This window comes from Stenotrophomonas sp. YJH_SMC_58 (genome assembly GCF_059369635.1).
This window is the reverse complement of record NZ_JCAFSW010000001.1, coordinates 76,576-92,624: the sequence shown is the minus strand read 5'-3', so window position 1 is coordinate 92,624 and position 16,049 is coordinate 76,576. Positions and strand designations below refer to the sequence as shown.

Annotated in this window: 16 protein-coding genes; 10 read left to right on the top strand and 6 right to left on the bottom strand. The window is 66.6% G+C overall.

What is annotated here, in order from left to right:
• Window positions 1-31: 31 nt before the first annotated feature.
• The 5 genes from hflK (at window position 32) to AC5P68_RS00415 (ending at window position 4,814) form a co-directional block, all read left to right on the top strand.
• Window positions 32-1,165, top strand: a complete 1,134-nt coding sequence (gene hflK / locus AC5P68_RS00435; RefSeq protein ID WP_005410642.1) for an FtsH protease activity modulator HflK — start codon at window positions 32-34, stop codon at window positions 1,163-1,165.
• Window positions 1,162-2,025, top strand: coding sequence for a protease modulator HflC (hflC, locus tag AC5P68_RS00430; protein WP_005414169.1), 864 nt, complete (start codon window positions 1,162-1,164; stop codon window positions 2,023-2,025). Before hflK ends, hflC begins: the two co-directional genes overlap by 4 nt.
• Before the next feature lie 68 nt (window positions 2,026-2,093).
• Window positions 2,094-2,279 (top strand): DUF2065 domain-containing protein, encoded by a 186-nt coding sequence (locus tag AC5P68_RS00425; RefSeq protein WP_005410640.1) that lies wholly within the window; start codon window positions 2,094-2,096, stop codon window positions 2,277-2,279.
• Between the two features lie 462 nt (window positions 2,280-2,741).
• Complete coding sequence (locus tag AC5P68_RS00420) at window positions 2,742-4,034, top strand: adenylosuccinate synthase (protein ID WP_005410639.1); 1,293 nt, start codon at window positions 2,742-2,744, stop codon at window positions 4,032-4,034.
• A gap of 117 nt (window positions 4,035-4,151) precedes the next feature.
• On the top strand, window positions 4,152-4,814 hold the full coding sequence (locus AC5P68_RS00415; protein WP_049404549.1) for a hypothetical protein: 663 nt from the start codon (window positions 4,152-4,154) through the stop codon (window positions 4,812-4,814).
• On the opposite strand, the gene AC5P68_RS00410 is transcribed toward AC5P68_RS00415, so the two are convergent.
• Both AC5P68_RS00410 and AC5P68_RS00405 read right to left on the bottom strand, forming a co-directional pair.
• Window positions 4,750-5,427, bottom strand: coding sequence for a M23 family metallopeptidase (locus AC5P68_RS00410; protein ID WP_049404551.1), 678 nt, complete (start codon window positions 5,425-5,427; stop codon window positions 4,750-4,752). The genes AC5P68_RS00415 and AC5P68_RS00410 overlap by 65 nt on opposite strands.
• 4 nt (window positions 5,428-5,431) lie before the next feature.
• A complete protein-coding gene (locus tag AC5P68_RS00405) occupies window positions 5,432-6,394 on the bottom strand; it encodes a L,D-transpeptidase family protein (protein WP_005410636.1) in 963 nt (320 codons plus the stop codon).
• Window positions 6,395-6,627: 233 nt separating this feature from the next.
• On the opposite strand from AC5P68_RS00405, the gene AC5P68_RS00400 reads away from it, so the two are divergent.
• Window positions 6,628-8,754, top strand: coding sequence for a methyl-accepting chemotaxis protein (locus AC5P68_RS00400; protein WP_231336618.1), 2,127 nt, complete (start codon window positions 6,628-6,630; stop codon window positions 8,752-8,754).
• Window positions 8,755-8,843: 89 nt separating this feature from the next.
• Here the strand turns inward: AC5P68_RS00400 and AC5P68_RS00395 are convergent, their stop codons facing one another.
• The gene (locus tag AC5P68_RS00395) at window positions 8,844-9,134 is read right to left on the bottom strand and encodes a hypothetical protein (RefSeq protein ID WP_005410634.1); all 291 of its coding nucleotides are present in this window, start codon (window positions 9,132-9,134) and stop codon (window positions 8,844-8,846) included.
• Window positions 9,135-9,148: 14 nt separating this feature from the next.
• Window positions 9,149-9,742, bottom strand: coding sequence for a hypothetical protein (locus tag AC5P68_RS00390; protein WP_414498148.1), 594 nt, complete (start codon window positions 9,740-9,742; stop codon window positions 9,149-9,151).
• An 86-nt stretch (window positions 9,743-9,828) separates the two neighbouring features.
• Between AC5P68_RS00390 and AC5P68_RS00385 the strand changes: the two genes are divergently transcribed.
• Window positions 9,829-10,569 carry an alpha/beta fold hydrolase gene (locus AC5P68_RS00385; RefSeq protein WP_049404555.1) on the top strand — a complete coding sequence of 247 codons (741 nt, stop codon included), beginning with the start codon at window positions 9,829-9,831 and terminating at the stop codon, window positions 10,567-10,569.
• Window positions 10,570-10,578: 9 nt separating this feature from the next.
• On the opposite strand, the gene AC5P68_RS00380 is transcribed toward AC5P68_RS00385, so the two are convergent.
• Window positions 10,579-11,070, bottom strand: coding sequence for a hypothetical protein (locus AC5P68_RS00380; protein WP_049404556.1), 492 nt, complete (start codon window positions 11,068-11,070; stop codon window positions 10,579-10,581).
• Window positions 11,071-11,092: 22 nt separating this feature from the next.
• Window positions 11,093-13,183 (bottom strand): catalase, encoded by a 2,091-nt coding sequence (locus tag AC5P68_RS00375; RefSeq protein WP_049404557.1) that lies wholly within the window; start codon window positions 13,181-13,183, stop codon window positions 11,093-11,095.
• A 114-nt stretch (window positions 13,184-13,297) separates the two neighbouring features.
• Here AC5P68_RS00375 and AC5P68_RS00370 point away from each other — a divergent pair, with 114 nt between their 5' ends.
• The 3 genes from AC5P68_RS00370 (at window position 13,298) to AC5P68_RS00360 (ending at window position 15,984) form a co-directional block, all read left to right on the top strand.
• Window positions 13,298-14,020 (top strand): helix-turn-helix transcriptional regulator, encoded by a 723-nt coding sequence (locus AC5P68_RS00370; protein WP_005410629.1) that lies wholly within the window; start codon window positions 13,298-13,300, stop codon window positions 14,018-14,020.
• 82 nt (window positions 14,021-14,102) lie between these two features.
• On the top strand, window positions 14,103-15,470 hold the full coding sequence (locus AC5P68_RS00365) for an amino acid permease (protein ID WP_005410628.1): 1,368 nt from the start codon (window positions 14,103-14,105) through the stop codon (window positions 15,468-15,470).
• 103 nt (window positions 15,471-15,573) lie between these two features.
• Window positions 15,574-15,984, top strand: a complete 411-nt coding sequence (locus AC5P68_RS00360; protein WP_005410627.1) for a VOC family protein — start codon at window positions 15,574-15,576, stop codon at window positions 15,982-15,984.
• The last annotated feature ends 65 nt before the right edge of the window (window positions 15,985-16,049 follow it).

Sequence of the window (16,049 nt, the reverse complement as noted above, 5' to 3'; positions counted from 1 at the left end):
GCGCCGCAGCCCAAATCTTGATGGAGCGTGCATGGCCTGGAATACACCCGGCGGCAACAAGGGCGGACAAGGCCCCGAGGACAATCGACGCGGGCCGTTCGGGTCACGCGGCGGTGGCAATGGTGGTGGCTGGGGCGGTTTGCCCGGGCCGCTGAAGGACCTGTTCGACGGCGGCATCGTGCGTTGGGTGGTGGCAGCCGTGGTGCTGCTGGTGCTGTTCTCCAGCTTCCAGCTGATCGGCGAACAGCAGCGTGGCGTGGTGCTGCGCTTCGGCCAGTTCTCGCGCATCCTGCAGCCCGGCCCGAACTTCAAGCTGCCGTGGCCGATCGAATCGGTCACCAAGGTCAACGCCACCGAGATCAAGACCTTCTCGATCCAGGTGCCGGTGCTGACCCGCGACGAGAACATCGTCAACGTCTCGCTGAACGTCCAGTACCGCATCGACGACCCGCAGCAGTACCTGTTCGGCACCGTCGATGCCAACCAGGTGCTGGAGCAGTCGGCGCAGAGCGCCGTACGCGAGGAAGTCGGCCGCGCCGATCTCAACGCCGTGCTGAACAACCGTGGCCCGCTGGCCGTGGCCGCCGAGGAGCGCCTGCAGGCGCTGCTGAAGGCGTTCAAGACCGGCCTGACCGTGACCGGCCTGACCCTGCAGGATGCCCGTCCGCCGGAAGAAGTGAAGCCGGCCTTCGACGAGGTCAACGGTGCCCAGCAGGTCAAGGAACGCCTGATCAACGAAGCCCAGGCCTACGCCGCCAAGGTCGTGCCGGAAGCCCGGGGCCAGGCCTCGCGCGCCCGTACCACCGCTGAAGGCTACAAGCAGGCCGTGGTGTCCAAGGCCGAGGGTGACGCGCAGCGCTTCAGCCTGTTGCAGGCCCAGTACAAGGACGCCCCGGAAGTGACCCGCAAGCGCCTGTGGCTGGAGACCGTGCAGCAGGTACTGAGCGAGAACCGCAAGGTGATCGGTGGCGATGGCCGCCAGCTGATCTACGTGCCGATGACCGGCGATACCCGTCCGAGCACGTCGGCTCCGGCCGCAGTGGCCAACCCGGACGTGGTGATGCCGTCGCTGCCGGGTGCAGCGGCGGAAGCTTCCCGTGATCCGGGCCGGCCGGTGGGCCGCCCGACCGGGCGACCGAGCGGCCGTGAGGAGGGCAGCCGATGAAGAGTCCTATCTGGATCGCCGTGATCGTGGCGGTGGTGCTGGGCCTGCTCGGCTCGGTGTACGTGGTCCGTGAGGACCAGACCGCCATGGTGCTGAACCTGGGCAAGGTGGTGCGTTCGGACATCAAGCCGGGCCTGCACTTCAAGGTGCCGGTGGTGGAAACGGTGAAGGTCTTCGACCGCCGCTTCCAGGTGCTCGACACCGCACCGGCGCGCTACTTCACCGCCGAGCAGAAGGACGTCAGCGTCGACTTCTTCGCCATCGGCTACATCTCCAACGTGGGTGACTACTTCCGTGCCACCGGCGGCGATCCGCGCATCGCCAACGCCCGCCTGGCACCGATCATCACCGACTCGCTGCGCAACCAGATCAACTCGCGCACCCTGCAGCAGCTGGTCTCCGGCGACCGCAGCGAGCTGATCGCCGAGCAGCTGAAGGGGATCAACGAGGCGGTGGCCGGCCTGGGCATGCAGATGATCGACCTGCGCATCAAGCAGGTGGACCTGCCGACCGACAGCCAGGTGATCAACGATGTGTACGAGCGCATGCGTGCCCAGCGCAAGCAGGAAGCCGCAAAGCTGCGCGCGGAGGGCGAGGAGCAGTCGCTGACCATCCGCGCCCAGGCCGACCGTGACAGCACCGTGCTGATCGCCGAGGCCGAGCGTGATGCCCAGCGCCTGCGCGGTGAAGGCGATGCCGAGGCGGCGCGCATCTACGGCAAGGCCGGCTCGGCCGATCCGTCGTTCTATGCGTTCTACCGCAGCCTGGAGGCCTACCGTGGCTCCATGACCGACGGCAACGGCGTGATCGTGCTGGACAAGAACGACCCGTTCCTGCAGTACCTGAAGAACGACCGCTGAGGTCGCAGGGCAGTACCCCACGGGGCCCGGCCATATGCCGGGCCCCGTGCTTTTTCCGGAGTCCCCCCATGAAAGATCTGTTTGCCGCTGTCTGCCTGGTCGCGGTGCTGGAAGGCCTGTTCCTGTTCGTCGCCCCGTTCGCCTGGAAGCGCATGGCCGAGCGCCTGCTGGACCTGCCCAGCCCGGCCCTGCGCAGCTTCGGTGGGCTGGTGCTGCTGGCAGGCCTGAGCCTGCTGTGGTGGGCCCGCCACTAGCAGGGTAGTGCCGGCCGCTGGCCGGCAACCCGGGATTGCCGGCCAGCGGCCGGCACTACCGCCTGCGTTCACATGCGTGGCCCGGCTCTGGTGGATGCCAACCTTGGTTGGCATTGCCGGCCAGCGGCCGGCACTACCGGGCGGGGCAGCTGACCGACCTGCTCCTGCGTGGCCAGGCTCTGGTGGATGCCAACCTTGGTTGGCATTGCCGGCCAGTGGCCGGCACGACCGGGCGGGGCGGCTGACCGGCCGGTAAAGCCACCCGTCGGAAAGGTGGCACCCGACCCCGGAAACCCGGATAATGCACAAAAGCCGGACGGGCCTCCCCGTTCGGCTTTTTCCGTGTCTGGGCCTTCCATCGCCGGCCGCTCCCCGTTTGGAGCCGCCTTGCAGGTGCTGGCCAGCCCGCCACGGTTTACCCGTCCGCGGCCCCGATGGCCGCAACAAATCGAGGAGCCCGTCATGGGTCAGTCTGTCGTAGTGTTGGGTGCCCAGTGGGGCGATGAAGGCAAGGGCAAGATCGTCGATCTGCTCACTGAGGAAATCGGCGCTGTCGTGCGCTTCCAGGGCGGCCACAACGCCGGCCACACCCTGGTCATCAACGGCAAGAAGACCGTCCTGCACCTGATCCCGTCGGGCATCCTGCGTGACGACGCGCTGTGCCTGATCGGCAACGGCGTGGTGATCTCGCCGGCCGCGCTGCAGAAGGAAATCGCCGAGCTGGAAGCCTCCGGCGTGGAAGTGCGGTCGCGCCTGAAGATCTCCCCGGCCGCGCCGCTGATCATGCCGTACCACATCGCCCTGGACCAGGCGCGCGAGCGCGCTGCCGGTGGCAAGGCGATCGGCACCACCGGCCGTGGCATCGGCCCGGCCTACGAAGACAAGGTGGCGCGTCGCGGCATCCGCATCGCCGACCTGCATTACCCGAAGCAGCTGGAAGAACTGCTGCGCACCGCGCTGGATTACCACAACTTCGTGCTGACCAAGTATCTGAACACCGATGCGGTCGACTTCCAGAAGACCTTCGACGAAGCGCTGGCCTTCGGCGAATACGTGCAGCCGATGAAGTCCGACGTGGCCGGCATCCTGCACGACCTGCGCAAGCAGGGTAAGCGCGTGCTGTTCGAAGGCGCGCAGGGCGCGCTGCTGGACATCGACCACGGCACCTACCCGTACGTCACCAGCTCCAACACCACCGTCGGTGGCGCGCTGGCCGGTTCCGGCGTCGGCGCCGATTCGATCGACTACGTGCTGGGCATCGCCAAGGCTTACGCCACCCGCGTCGGCGGTGGCCCGTTCCCGACCGAGCTGGACGACGAAGTCGGCCAGGGCATCCGTGACCGCGGCGCCGAGTATGGTGCGTCGACCGGCCGTCCGCGTCGTTGTGGCTGGATGGACATCGTCGCGCTGAAGCGTGCCGTGGCCATCAACGGCATCAGCGGCCTGTGCATCACCAAGCTGGACGTGCTGGACGGCATGGAAAAGCTGAAGGTCTGCATCGCCTACGAATACAACGGCAAGCGCACCGAGTACGCGCCGCTGGACGCGCAGGGCTGGGAAGAGTGCACGCCGGTGTACCTGGAGTTCCCGGGCTGGAGCGAGAACACCCACGGCATCACCAACTGGGACGACCTGCCGCCGGCTGCGCGCGCCTACCTGCGTTCGCTGGAAGAGCTGGCCGGCTGCCCGATCAGCATCGTCTCCACCGGCCCGGACCGCGACCACACCATGGTCCTGCAGGATCCGTTTGCCTGAGGTAACGCCGGGCGCTGCCCGGCGTAGGTGACAGGAAAAGCCCCGCGCAAGCGGGGCTTTTTCGTTACTGTGTCAGCGGGGTCGGCGAGGAAGCAAAGCGATGACCAGGATGTCAGCGTGAAGGGCGAAACGGTCGTGCGGATCACCCTGTGGGTGTTGTGGGGCCTGTGGGGCATCGCCTGCCTGGTACTGGTGCTGGGCGCGGCTGCCAATACCCTGGCTTCGCGCACGCAGACGGTGCCGTTGGTGCTGAGCCCTGGCGCAACCGCCCAGATCACCGTCTACCGCCTCATCGATGATCAACTGCGGCTGCGCCTGCGCTATGCCGCGGACGGTACGGAGGCTGACCCCGAGGTGCTGCTGCGCATCGAAACTCCGACCGATCATGGAGACTTCCGCGCAGGGGAGCGTTCGGGAGTGGCCGGGCAGGGCATCAATCGTGCGCTGGCTTCGGTTGAGTCCAGCGGCCTCATGGCGTCCTACTTCGGCTATGGCCGTGGCGACGCATTGCCACGCGGCCGCTCATGGGTGCGGGTAACCGTGCTGGAGGTGGACCCGGCGCTGGCCGATCGCGCGGCCACCGTCGAGCTGCAGCCGCCACTGGATCTGTTGAAGCTGACTGACCTGGATTATGTCTGGTTGTGGCCGTTCTTCTTCTGGAAAGTGGCGGCACTGCTCCTGTTGATTCCAGGGGCTGCCTTGGCGGTGTTCACGTTCACCTTGCGGCGCTGGCAGCACCGGGCTTCGAAGCAGGCGGATTCAGCAGTGGGTACGGATTGATCGATTCTCCCTTCCACCACTGCTTCTCCGGTCCCAGCACGTGCACCTCGAAATGCAGGTGCGGGGCCTCAGGGCTGGCGTTGCCGGTACTGCCCACGTAACCGATCACCTCCCCGCGTCTGATCACCTGCTTTTCGGTCAGGCCATCGGCATAGCGCTGCAGGTGCGCGTAGTAGTAGCACCAGCGTCCGCTGGGCTCGAACTGGTAGATCGTCAGGCCACCGCGCTCGCTGTCGAACAGTTTTTCCACCGTGCCATCGGCCACTGCCAGCACCGGCGTACCGGCATCGGCCATGATGTCGATGGCATCGTGCACGCGGCCTTCGCTGCGCGCATCGGTGAACGTGTCGCGCAGCTGGGAGGCCAGGACGCCCTGTACCGGCAGCAGCAGACCGGACGGCGCATCCGCAGCCCGCGCGGCTGACGGTGCGGTGGCGGCGGGGGCAGGGGCCGTGTCGAGCGGCGCTAGGGATCCCTTGGCCGGCGCCACAGCTGCTGCCGGTTGTGCTTCCGGCAGCGAGGCGGCTACCGGCTCGCCTGCATCGCGGCGCAGCCACCAGCCGGCCCCCAGTCCCAGCAGAACGCCCACTACGATCAGCTGCGAAAGACGCATCGGCTCACTCCTGCATCACCACGGGGACGGAGGTATCCACCGCATCGGCCACGCGCAGCGCATCCCAGTTGGTCATGCGCACGCAGCCATGTGACTCGGTCTTGCCGACATGGCCGGGCTCGGGCGTGCCATGCAGGCCGTAGTGTGGCTTCGACAGATCGATCCAGACCCGGCCGACTGGATTGTTCGGGCCCGGCGGCAGTGTCGCCTTCTTTTCGCCCTTGCGCGCATCCCAGAACAGCTTGGGGTTGTAGTGAAACGGCGGGTCGCGATACACGCCCAGGATCTTCCATTCGCCGATCGGCAGCGGATCGTGCTGGCTGCCGGAGGAAACCGGCACCTGAGCGATCACCTTGCCCTGCGCATCCAGCAACTGCAGGCTGGAATCGGACTTGTCGACGACCACCTTGGCCGCCTTCGGTAGCGGCGATGGTGCGATATTGGGCACCTGGATGCGGTTGCCCGCCTTGCTCAGATCCACGCCCGGATTGAGCAGCTTCAACAGCTCAGGGGATGCGTGGAAGCGTTCGCCCAGCGACTCTTCGACGTTGTTGAAGCCCAGCGATTTCAGTTTGGCCTGTGCGGCGGGGCCCTTCGGCACCGCCTGGAACGGCCCGGCGACATCCTCGCTGGTCAGCGTGTAGCTGGCCAAGGGGGTGACCGTATCAGCCTGCAGGGCCTGCCAGGTCGCGTCGTCCAGTTCACCGGTGACGGTCAGGCCGTGCGCCGCCTGGAAACCCGACACCGCGCGCCGCTGGTTGCTGCCCACTTCACCGTCGATCTGGCCGGGCGAGAAATTCGCACGGTCCAGCAGCACCTGGGCATGCAGGGCGGAACGTGCTGCGGTGTCCGGTCCGGCCTTCTCGGCGATGGGGGCGGGCAGTCCAGGGGGCGGTGCCTGCGCGAACGCCGGCGATGCCAGTAGCGAGAGAGCGAGCAGGGTGGATCGGTACACGGGTAATGGCATTGGGAACTCCAGCAGATGACGCCACCACCTTGCCTGCAGGCCGCGCCGAGCCACCGTGAAAGAGATCTGACGTCTGCATGAGCAGTCGGGTCGTTGCGCGACCGTCCCCGCGCGGGTGCCGCCGGCCAAGGGCTCACCAAGGTGAATGGTGCCCCACGCCATTGGCGGTCGGCGATCAAGATTGCCTGGCGGGCCGCCGATAACGCCACATCCCCCCCGTTTTGGATGTACCGATGAACTACTTGAGGAATGTCAGGGTTGCCTGGCGTCTTGGGCTGGGCTTTGGCCTGTTGCTGCTGTTGGTTGCGGCCGTGGTGGCCACCGGCGCCACCGCCAGTGTCGTGCAGAAGCGCGCGATGCAGCAGGTGGTCGATGTCAGCGTGGCCAAGGTGCGCCTGCTCTCGCAGATGCTCGATGCCAACAACCAGATGATGGTCGTTCGCCGCGAGATGCTGATCCGCCAGGGCGATGACCGTGGCCATGATGAGCAGCGCATCGCCGATCTGGTCAAGCGCTATGAGGCCAGTTGGACGGCCTACCAGGCGCTGCCCAGCGACGCCGAGGGCAAGGCCATTGCCGAGACCATCGCCGCCAAGCGTGCCATCGCGCGTCCGCTCAACAAGCAGACCAGCGAACTGATGGAGCAGGGCGACTACCCGGGCGCCGTGGCGCTGACCCTGGGCCCGGTGCAGGAAGCCGCCAACGGCTGGAACAAGGCGCTGTCCGATGGCGTGGACTTCGAAGAGAAGGAAAGCCGTGAGGCGGCCGCCGAGGCGATCCGCTTGGGCGAGCGCAGCCTGCTGCAGTTGCTGGTGCTGGGCGGCGTTGCACTGCTGGTGGGCATCGGTGCCTCGGTGATGATCGGCCGCAGCCTGACCGGCCCGTTGGCCCGCGCGGTGAACCTGGCCGAGCGCCTGTCCAAGGGCCAGCTGGACCAGGAGTTCCGCCTTGGCGGCCGCGATGAACTGACCCAGCTGGGTGAAGCCATGGCCAGCGTGCGGCAGAGCGTGCAGGCGGCGATCGGCGCACAGCTGCAGATGGCCGAACAGCACGAGGCGGGTGCGATCCGCTACCGCATGGACGCCAGCGCCTTCCCCGGCGATTTCGGCCGCATGGTGCAGGCCACCAACAGCCTGGTCGAATCGCACGTGCAGGTGGAACTGCTGATGGCCGAAGTGATGCAGCGTTACGCCATCGGTGACCTCAGCCGCGACCTGCCGGACTACCCGGGCGAGAAGGGCACGCTGACCCGCACCCTGGCCGCAGTGAAGCAGAGCCTGATGGCGATCAACGCGCAGATCGATGAACTGGCCCGGGCCGCGCGCGCCGGTGATTTCAGCATGCGTGGCGATGCCGCTGCGTTCCAGTTCCAGTTCAAGGCGATGGTCGAGCACCTCAACGGCATGATGGCCAGTTCGCAGGCCAGCATCGCCGACGTTTCCGACGTGCTACGCGCGATCTCGCACGGCGACCTGACTGCACGCATGGACGGCGAGTACGACGGTGTATTCGCCCGCATGCGTGACGACGCCAACACCACCACCGCGCAGCTGACCGGCATCGTGCGTGGCATCCAGGTGGCCGCCGACAGCATCAACAACGCGGCGCAGGAACTGGCCGCCGGCAACAACGACCTGTCGCGCCGCACCGAGCAGCAGGCCGCCAACCTGGAAGAAGCCGCCGCATCGATGGAGGAACTGACTTCGACTGTGCGCCAGAATGCCGAGCTCGCTCGTCAGGCCGACAGTGAAGCGCACGCCGCCGGTGCCGCCGTACGCGAAACCGAGCAGGCGATGGCGCAGATGGCGTCGGTGATGGGTGAGATCGATCAGTCCTCGGCACGCATCTCGGAAATCTCCACCGTGATCGACGGCATCGCGTTCCAGACCAACATCCTGGCGCTGAATGCTGCGGTTGAAGCCGCGCGTGCAGGTGAGCAGGGCCGTGGTTTTGCCGTGGTCGCCAGCGAGGTACGCACGCTCGCACAGCGTGCCGGTGTCGCCGCCAAGGAGATCAAGGAGCTGATCGAAGACGCCGCTGCCAAGGTGAAGAGCGGCCTGGCGGTGACCGTTGAATCGGAAGCCGCGATCGCCCGCGTGGCCCAGGCCAGCTCGCGCACCACGCAGCTGATGAGCGACATCGCAGCGGCCAGCAAGGAACAGGCCGCCGGTATCGAGCAGGTCAACCAGGTGGTGGTGCAGATGGACCAGGTGACCCAGCAGAACGCTGCGCTGGTGGAAGAAGCCACTGCCGCCAGCCGCGCGCTGGAGGAACAGGCGCATGCGCTGACCACGTCGGTGGCGGTGTTCAAGGTGGAGCAGGGCGCGCGCATGCCCATCGTGCCTGCGCAGGCGGCGTAAGCAACCTGCGACTGGATGTTGGATGACGCCCTGCATGCGATGCCCCGCATGCAGGGCACCGCATGCACGCAACCGGTCGGTGCCGCTGGCTAGCGGCCGCGCGCGGCGCGTTCGATCAGCCAGCCGGCTGCGTACAGCAACAGCAGTGTTGGCGGAACCAGTACTGCATACGCGGTCGACCAGGGTTTGCCGTACAGCAGGCTGCCTGCGCCGATGGCATCGAGTGCAGCAGACTGCAGGGTGATGGGGAGCGACATCAGGATATAGGCCCCCTTCGGGTCCGCATCCGACTGCGCGCCGTGAACCAGCCATGCGGTCAACAGCAGGTAGACCACGCAAAGCGCAAGACCGGTCCAGCTCAGTAATCGCCGCATCTTCATCCGCACGCCTCCGTTCAACGGACGTCGAAGTGAGCCTGCAGAGGCAGGCTCACATTCCGCAGCAGATCCCTGACCACCACCTGCGCAGTCCACGTGCCTTTCGGATCACTGGCCTCGGCCACGAACTTCAGGTGCAGGTTGGTCATGTACAACAGGTTTGGCGGGCCGGGCAGGGCAGCGGTGAAACAGGGAACATCGCGTTCGTCGATGCTGGTACTGCCGTCCGGGCGCAGCATGCGCAGATCGCAGTGCACCTTGGGTACGCGGTTCTCATCCAGTTGCGGGTTGGACAGGAATGTCAGCAGGAACAATTCACCGCCCGGGTGGACTTCGTCGGCCTGGGTAAAACCGGGAGTGGTCTCTGGTGGGGTTTCCCACTTGGCCCGCCAGTCGGCATCGGAGGTGACCAGCAGCGATGCCGCAAAGCCACCGCTGGATTTCATGGCATCGGTCTCCGGCATCGCCTTGCCTGCCCCGTTTATCCAGCCATCGCTGGCGGAACTGTTCAGTGGCAGCATCATGACCATCATGGCCAGCGCGTAGGTCCATCGCATCAGAGGCTCTCCTTGGCAGCCGCGTCCCGCGGCAGAGCGGGCAGTATCGCTCAACCTTGACTGGCAAAGCAGCAGGAGAGCCGGAGCGAAAGTTCCGCTGCCTGCCGATGTGGGCGATGCTTGCCAGCAAAGGAGGTGACATGAGAATCGGGAGCGAGGAAAAGCCGGGCTGTGATTCAGCATCACCCACGCCGCAGCACGTGCTGATGCTGCCCGGGCTGGATGGCTCCGGCAGACTGTCGATCCCGTTTCTGTCAGCACTCCAGGCTCATGGGCTGACGACGCAGGCGATTACGCTGCCTGCGCAGGGAGGGCAGGATCACGCCACGCTGGCCCAACGGCTGTGGTCGCAGCTGCCCGGCCATCCCTTCATCCTGCTTGCCGAGTCCTTCTCGGGCCCGTTGGCGGTTGAACTGGCCACGCGACAGCCCGCCGGGCTGCGCGGACTGGTGCTTGCCGCGACCTTTGCGCGTCGGCCGTTGCCATTGCCGGCAGCCAGCGCAGCCCTGCTGACGCCGGCCTGGCCTTTGCCTCCCGTGGCGTTGCTGGCGCGCCTGCTGCTGGGGCGGTGGCGCACCCGCGACCACGTATCGATGCTGCGCGATGCGCTGGCCCGGATTCCGGCGGCCACATTGCGGCGACGCGCCGCAGCGACCCTGCGCGTCGACGTACGCGCATTGCTGCCGGCAATCGACGTGCCGACGCTGTGCCTGCACGCGTGCCATGACCGCCTGCTGTGGCCGCCCAGCGTGGCAGAACTTCAGGCCTTTTTGCCGGATGCCCGGCATGTTTCGCTGGAAGGGCCGCATCTGCTGCTGCAGGCACGCGCTGACGCATCCGCGGCCGAAGTTGCCGCGTGGATGAGGACGCTGTCGCCCTGATCGAAGGACTCAGCCGCGCGCGCGGGTACGCGCGGCCTTCTTCGCCGCCACCTTGCGCACGGTCTTCTTCGCCGCACGTGTCTTCGCCGCCTTCTTCGCTGCAGCACTGCGCGAGGCGGCTGTACCGGCCTTCTTGGCCGCTGTCTTCTTTGCGGTTTTCTTTGTGGCTGTCTTGCGAGCCGGTGCCTTCTTTGCCGCCGCCTTCCTGGCTGTCGTCTTCTTCGCAGGGGCCTTCTTCGCCGCCGTCGTCTTGGTCGTGGCCTTCTTTGTGCCCGACTTTCTGGCAGGCGCCTTCTTGGCAGCCTTCTTGGTGGTCGCCTTCTTCGTACCCTTGCGCGCGCTGCCGCTACGCTTGCCACCACCATCCTGCTTGTTCACGGTCGCCCAGGCAATGCGCTCGGCCGTGCCTTCGCTGGCACCGCGCTCGCGCTCGCTTTCCTCGATGTGCTCGGCCTGGCGCTTCTGTTTATCGGAGTATGCGGATTTGTCACCACGGGGCATGACAGTTCTCCTGTTGCTGTAGTCAGGCCAGCAGGCGCAGCTTGGGTTCGCGCGCCCACTGGCGGGTGGCGGCCGCCGCCAGGAATGCCTTGGCGTCTTCCGCTTCGACGATGCCGGCGTCGTTGCCGACCCTTGCCGCCTTCAGCAGCGTCTGGCCGCCCGCATCGCTGGCGATGGCCTTCAGGTGCGCCCACGCCTGGCTGACGAATTCGATGGCTGCACTCTCTTTCGACAAGGCCTTCGCCGCTTCCGGGCTGAGCACCACGGCTACTGCATCGAACACGGCCGACGGGGTGCCCGCCAGTTGCCCATCCGCCGCCTGCAGCGCGCCATCGCTGAGCGTGGCGCCACCCACTCTGGGGGCGACCAGCTTCACATCCGCACCTGCTTTCCTGGCTGCCTTGCTCAGGCTGGCAATGATCCGGGCATCAGAACCCTCATCGAACAGGATGCCGATGCAGCGCCCTTGCAGGGTGGGTTTGTTGCGACCGATCACCCGTACTTCGGGGGCGGGGGGCATGTCCCGCACTGGAGTAGCGGTCGGCGCCGGGTCGGGCAGTGCAGGCAACGCCAGACCATCGGCCACGCGCTGCGCCAGTGAGTCATCGATGTTGCGCAGGTGACTGACGGTGCGTACCCGCACCTTCAGCGTTTCCACCTTGGACAACTCGAACACCAGCGCCGATGCCAGGTGCGCCTGCTCCGGCTTTTCGAGGCTGCGGAAAAACATGCGGGCCTGGCTGTAGTGGTCGGCGAAACTCTCCGCGCGGGTGCGACCCTTGCGGCCATCGTCGGCGCTGGCATGGCTGCGGAATCCGGCAGGCGTCTCGCGCGGGGTGTCCTCCTGCAGCGAACTGGGATCGTAGGCCACCCGGCCCTTGGGAACCTGCATCTGCATGTGGCCGTCGCGCTGATGATTGGCAAACGGGCACTTGGGCGCATTCACCGGGATCTGGTGGAAGTTCGGGCCGCCCAGGCGCAGCAGCTGGGTGTCCAGGTAGGAGAACAGGCGCCCCTGCAGCAGCGGGTCGTTGCTGAAGTCGATGCCCGGTGGCACGTTGGCCGGGCAGAAAGCCACCTGCTCGGTCTCGGCGAAGAAGTTGTCCGGCCAGCGGTCCAGCACCATGCGCCCGATGACCTGCAACGGCACCAGCGATTCGGGAATGATCTTGGTCGGGTCCAGATGATCGAACGGGAATGCGTCGGCGTCTTCTTCGGTGAACAACTGCACCGCCAGTTCCCATTCCGGGAAGTCGCCGCGCTGGATGGCCTCGAACAGGTCACGGCGATGGAAGTCATTGTCGGCCGACTGCAGCTTCAGCGCTTCGTCCCAGACCGTGGACTGGATACCCAGCTTGGGCCGCCAGTGGAACTTGACGAACGTTGACTCGCCGGCCTCGTTCAGCAGGCGGAAGCTGTGCACACCGAAGCCTTCGATCATCCGCAGCGAACGCGGTATGGCGCGGTCGCTCATCGCCCACATGATCATGTGCATCGATTCGGGCATCAGCGAAATGAAGTCCCAGAACGTGTCATGGGCCGACGCGGCCTGCGGGAAGGCACGGTCCGGTTCCATCTTCACCGCGTGCACCAGGTCCGGGAATTTCATGGCGTCCTGGATGAAGAACACCGGCATGTTGTTGCCGACCAGGTCCCAGTTGCCCTCCCTGGTATAGAACTTCACCGCGAAGCCGCGCACGTCGCGCGGGGTGTCCACTGAACCTGCGCCACCGGCCACGGTCGAGAAGCGGGTGAACACGGGTGTCTTCACGCCAACCTCGGTCAGGATGCGCGCGCGGGTATGCGCCTTCAGTGATCGGGTCAACTCGAAGTAGCCATGCGCAGCGCTGCCGCGGGCGTGCACGATGCGCTCGGGAATGCGCTCATGGTCGAAGTGGGTGATCTTCTCGCGCAGGATGAAGTCCTCCAGCAGCGTAGGCCCCCGAGGTCCCTGCCGCAGGGAGTTCTGGTTGTCTGCCACCGGGATGCCCTGATCGGTGGTCATCGCCGGATGACTGCCCCCGGCCTGCTGGTGCAGTTCATCGCCGCTGCCGCGGTGGTGGTTCTCGGCGTGGGTGGTTGCGCGCTTGCCGGTCGGCTTGCTGGCGGCCATTGACGTTGGCTCCGGATGCTCAAAGAGAACCACGACACTGGAACCGGGCCCGTTAAACCGAGGTCCGGCAAAGGTGAACGTACAGGCAAAAGCAGGCTCGGGTATGCTTGCTCCATGCGAGTCGAGCCCGCCGACATCGAAGCCCTGTTCGACGCCATCCCGGATGTGCTGTTCTTCATCAAGGACCTTCAGGGGCGTTACACCCACGTCAACCAGACCATGCTGCGGCGGCTGGGCCTGCGCGCCCGCAAGGACGTGATCGGGCGTACCGCGGCGGAGATCTACCCGACCGGGCTGAGCGCCGACTACGTGGACCAGGACGCCCGCGTGCTGGCCGGTGAGGTGATCGAGAACCTGATGGAGCTGCACCTGTTCGCCAACCGCGAACCGGGCTGGTGCCTGACCTGCAAGCGTCCGCTGGTGGTCGATGGGGCCATCGAGGGCCTGATCGGCATTTCCCGCGACCTTGGCCAGAAGGACAGTCTGGGTACCCAGTACGAGCAGCTGCGGCTGGCGCTGGCCCACCTCAACGCGCACTACGCCGAGAACGTGCGCATGCAGACCCTGCTGGACATCACCGGTTTTTCGCTGTCCAAGCTGGAGCGCAGCTTCCGCAAGGTGTTCCAGATGACCCCGCAGCAGGTGCTGACCCGGCTGCGGATCCAGATGGCCATGCACCTGCTGCACGGTGACGAGAGCATCGCCAGCATCGGCCAGGCCTGCGGTTTCAGCGACCAGAGCGCCTTTACCCGCAAGTTCAAGGCTGAAACCGGTTTCTCGCCGCGTGCCTACCGCGCCCGTATTGGTGGCAGTGTCGGAGAGCCGGCACTGGCCTGAGCCGCCTGCTGCGCTGTGCCTATCCCCGCGGGCATGGGACAGGGTAAGGTGTCGCCCCTGTAGCCCGCCGCCAGCCCTGCCGATGCCCAACTCGATTCCGACCGCTTCACCGTCCCGCCTCGGACATTCGCTCAAGCCCCGCCAGCTGATCATGATGGGCCTGGGCAGCGCCATCGGCGCCGGCCTGTTCCTCGGCTCGGGCGTGGGTGTGCAGGCGGCCGGTCCGGCGGTCCTGGTGTCGTATCTGGTCGCCGGCGCGCTGGTGATCATCGTGATGAACGCTCTGGGCGAAATGGCGGCGGCCAAACCGACCAGCGGCGCGTTCTCGGTCTATGCCGCCGATGCCATGGGCGCCACCGCCGGTGCCACCGTCGGCTGGTTGTGGTGGGTGCAGCTTGTGATCGTGATCGCCGCCGAGGCGGTGGGAGCGGCCGGTCTGCTGGCCACCGTCTGGCCAGCAGTACCTGTACCGATGGCGGCGCTGGCCTTCATGCTGTTCTTCACCGCGATCAACCTGCTCGGGGTGAAGAACTTCGGCGAGTTCGAATTCTGGTTCGCCATCCTCAAGGTGGCGGCGATCCTGGCCTTCATCGCCATCGGCGTGGCGCTGCTGATGGGCTGGCTGCCGCAGGTGACCTCGCCGGGCCTGAGCAACTTCACCGAGCATGGTGGCTTCGCGCCGAAGGGCCTGGCCGGTATTGGCGCTGCACTGCTGGTTGTCGTTTTTGCCTTCGGTGGCACCGAGATCGTGGCCGTTGCGGCGGCGGAGACCGAAGATCCGGAACGCAGCATCGCCCGTGCCATCCGCACCGTGGCGTGGCGCATCCTGGTGTTCTACATCGGCTCGCTGAGCGTGATCATCGCCGTCGTACCGTGGACCAGCGAAGCGCTGAAGTCGCCGTTTGCCGCCGTGCTGGATATCGCCCGCATCCCGGGCGCGGGCACCGCCATCACCCTGATCGCGGTGATCGCGCTGCTGTCGGCGCTCAATGCCAACCTCTACGGCGCCTCGCGCATGATGTATTCGCTGGCGCAGCGTCGTGAAGCGCCGGCCGTGCTGGGCTGGACCGATCCGCGCCAGGTGCCGGTGATTGCCGTGCTGGCCAGCGTGCTGTTCGGTTTCGCCGCCACGGTGATGGAGCTGCTGTTCCCGGACCGGGTGCTGCCGGTGCTGCTGAACATCGTCGGTTCCACCTGCCTGCTGGTGTGGACGCTGTCGCTGGTGTCGCAGCTGGTGCTGCGCCGCCGCGCGGATCGCCTGGGTACCCGGCTGCCGTTCCGCATGGCCGGCTTCCCGTGGCTGACCTGCTGCGCGCTGGCGATCCTGGCACTGATCTTCGGCCTGCTGCTGAGCGAGTCGCACACCCGCCTGCAGTTCCTGTCGATGGTGGCGCTGACCGCCACCATCGCCGCCGGCAGCGCCATCGCGCGGCGCATGCGCGAGGCGTGACTGAAGCTGCCGGCCAGCGGCCGGCACTACCACGGAGGCTGCACATCCGCCGTGCCATCCTGATCGTGTGGGCCGTCATCGGCCCGTCGACCGGGAGTACCGCATGCTGCGCAGTCGCCCCTTCCTGATGTTTACCGGCCAGGCCGAGGCCGCCCTGGCCCTGTACGCCGAGGCCTTCGCCGATTTCCGCCTGCTGGCAATGCAGCGCCATCCGGACGGCGCCGGTGCCGGCGTGCCCGGGCAGGTCCGACAGGCCATCTTCCTGCTCGGTGGCACCCACTACCTGTGCTTTGACAGCCTGGACGTGCACGATTTCACCTTCAGCCCGTCGATCTCGCTGTTCGTCGAGTGCTCCGGCGCCGAGCAGTTCGAGCGCGCCGCGCGCGTGCTGGGCGAGGGCGGCCACTGGCTGATGCCGGTGGGCGACTATGACTTCAGCAACCGCTACGGCTGGGTGCAGGATCGCTTCGGCGTGTCGTGGCAGTTGAGCCTGGGGCAGATGCCGGACCCGTGATCGGGATTACCGTGGGTGTGGACCCTGGTCCACCCGCCCTCATGAAAACGGCCCGCTTGCGCGGG

Coding starts and splice junctions, on each gene's coding strand:
- hflK (WP_005410642.1), top strand. CDS start 32: ATGGCCTGGAATACACCCGGCGGCAACAAGGGCGGACAAGGCCCCGAG.
- hflC (WP_005414169.1), top strand. CDS start 1,162: ATGAAGAGTCCTATCTGGATCGCCGTGATCGTGGCGGTGGTGCTGGGC.
- AC5P68_RS00425 (WP_005410640.1), top strand. CDS start 2,094: ATGAAAGATCTGTTTGCCGCTGTCTGCCTGGTCGCGGTGCTGGAAGGC.
- AC5P68_RS00420 (WP_005410639.1), top strand. CDS start 2,742: ATGGGTCAGTCTGTCGTAGTGTTGGGTGCCCAGTGGGGCGATGAAGGC.
- AC5P68_RS00410 (WP_049404551.1), bottom strand. CDS start 5,427: ATGCGTCTTTCGCAGCTGATCGTAGTGGGCGTTCTGCTGGGACTGGGG.
- AC5P68_RS00405 (WP_005410636.1), bottom strand. CDS start 6,394: ATGCCATTACCCGTGTACCGATCCACCCTGCTCGCTCTCTCGCTACTG.
- AC5P68_RS00400 (WP_231336618.1), top strand. CDS start 6,628: ATGAACTACTTGAGGAATGTCAGGGTTGCCTGGCGTCTTGGGCTGGGC.
- AC5P68_RS00395 (WP_005410634.1), bottom strand. CDS start 9,134: ATGAAGATGCGGCGATTACTGAGCTGGACCGGTCTTGCGCTTTGCGTG.
- AC5P68_RS00385 (WP_049404555.1), top strand. CDS start 9,829: ATGAGAATCGGGAGCGAGGAAAAGCCGGGCTGTGATTCAGCATCACCC.
- AC5P68_RS00380 (WP_049404556.1), bottom strand. CDS start 11,070: ATGCCCCGTGGTGACAAATCCGCATACTCCGATAAACAGAAGCGCCAG.
- AC5P68_RS00375 (WP_049404557.1), bottom strand. CDS start 13,183: ATGGCCGCCAGCAAGCCGACCGGCAAGCGCGCAACCACCCACGCCGAG.
- AC5P68_RS00370 (WP_005410629.1), top strand. CDS start 13,298: ATGCGAGTCGAGCCCGCCGACATCGAAGCCCTGTTCGACGCCATCCCG.
- AC5P68_RS00365 (WP_005410628.1), top strand. CDS start 14,103: ATGCCCAACTCGATTCCGACCGCTTCACCGTCCCGCCTCGGACATTCG.
- AC5P68_RS00360 (WP_005410627.1), top strand. CDS start 15,574: ATGCTGCGCAGTCGCCCCTTCCTGATGTTTACCGGCCAGGCCGAGGCC.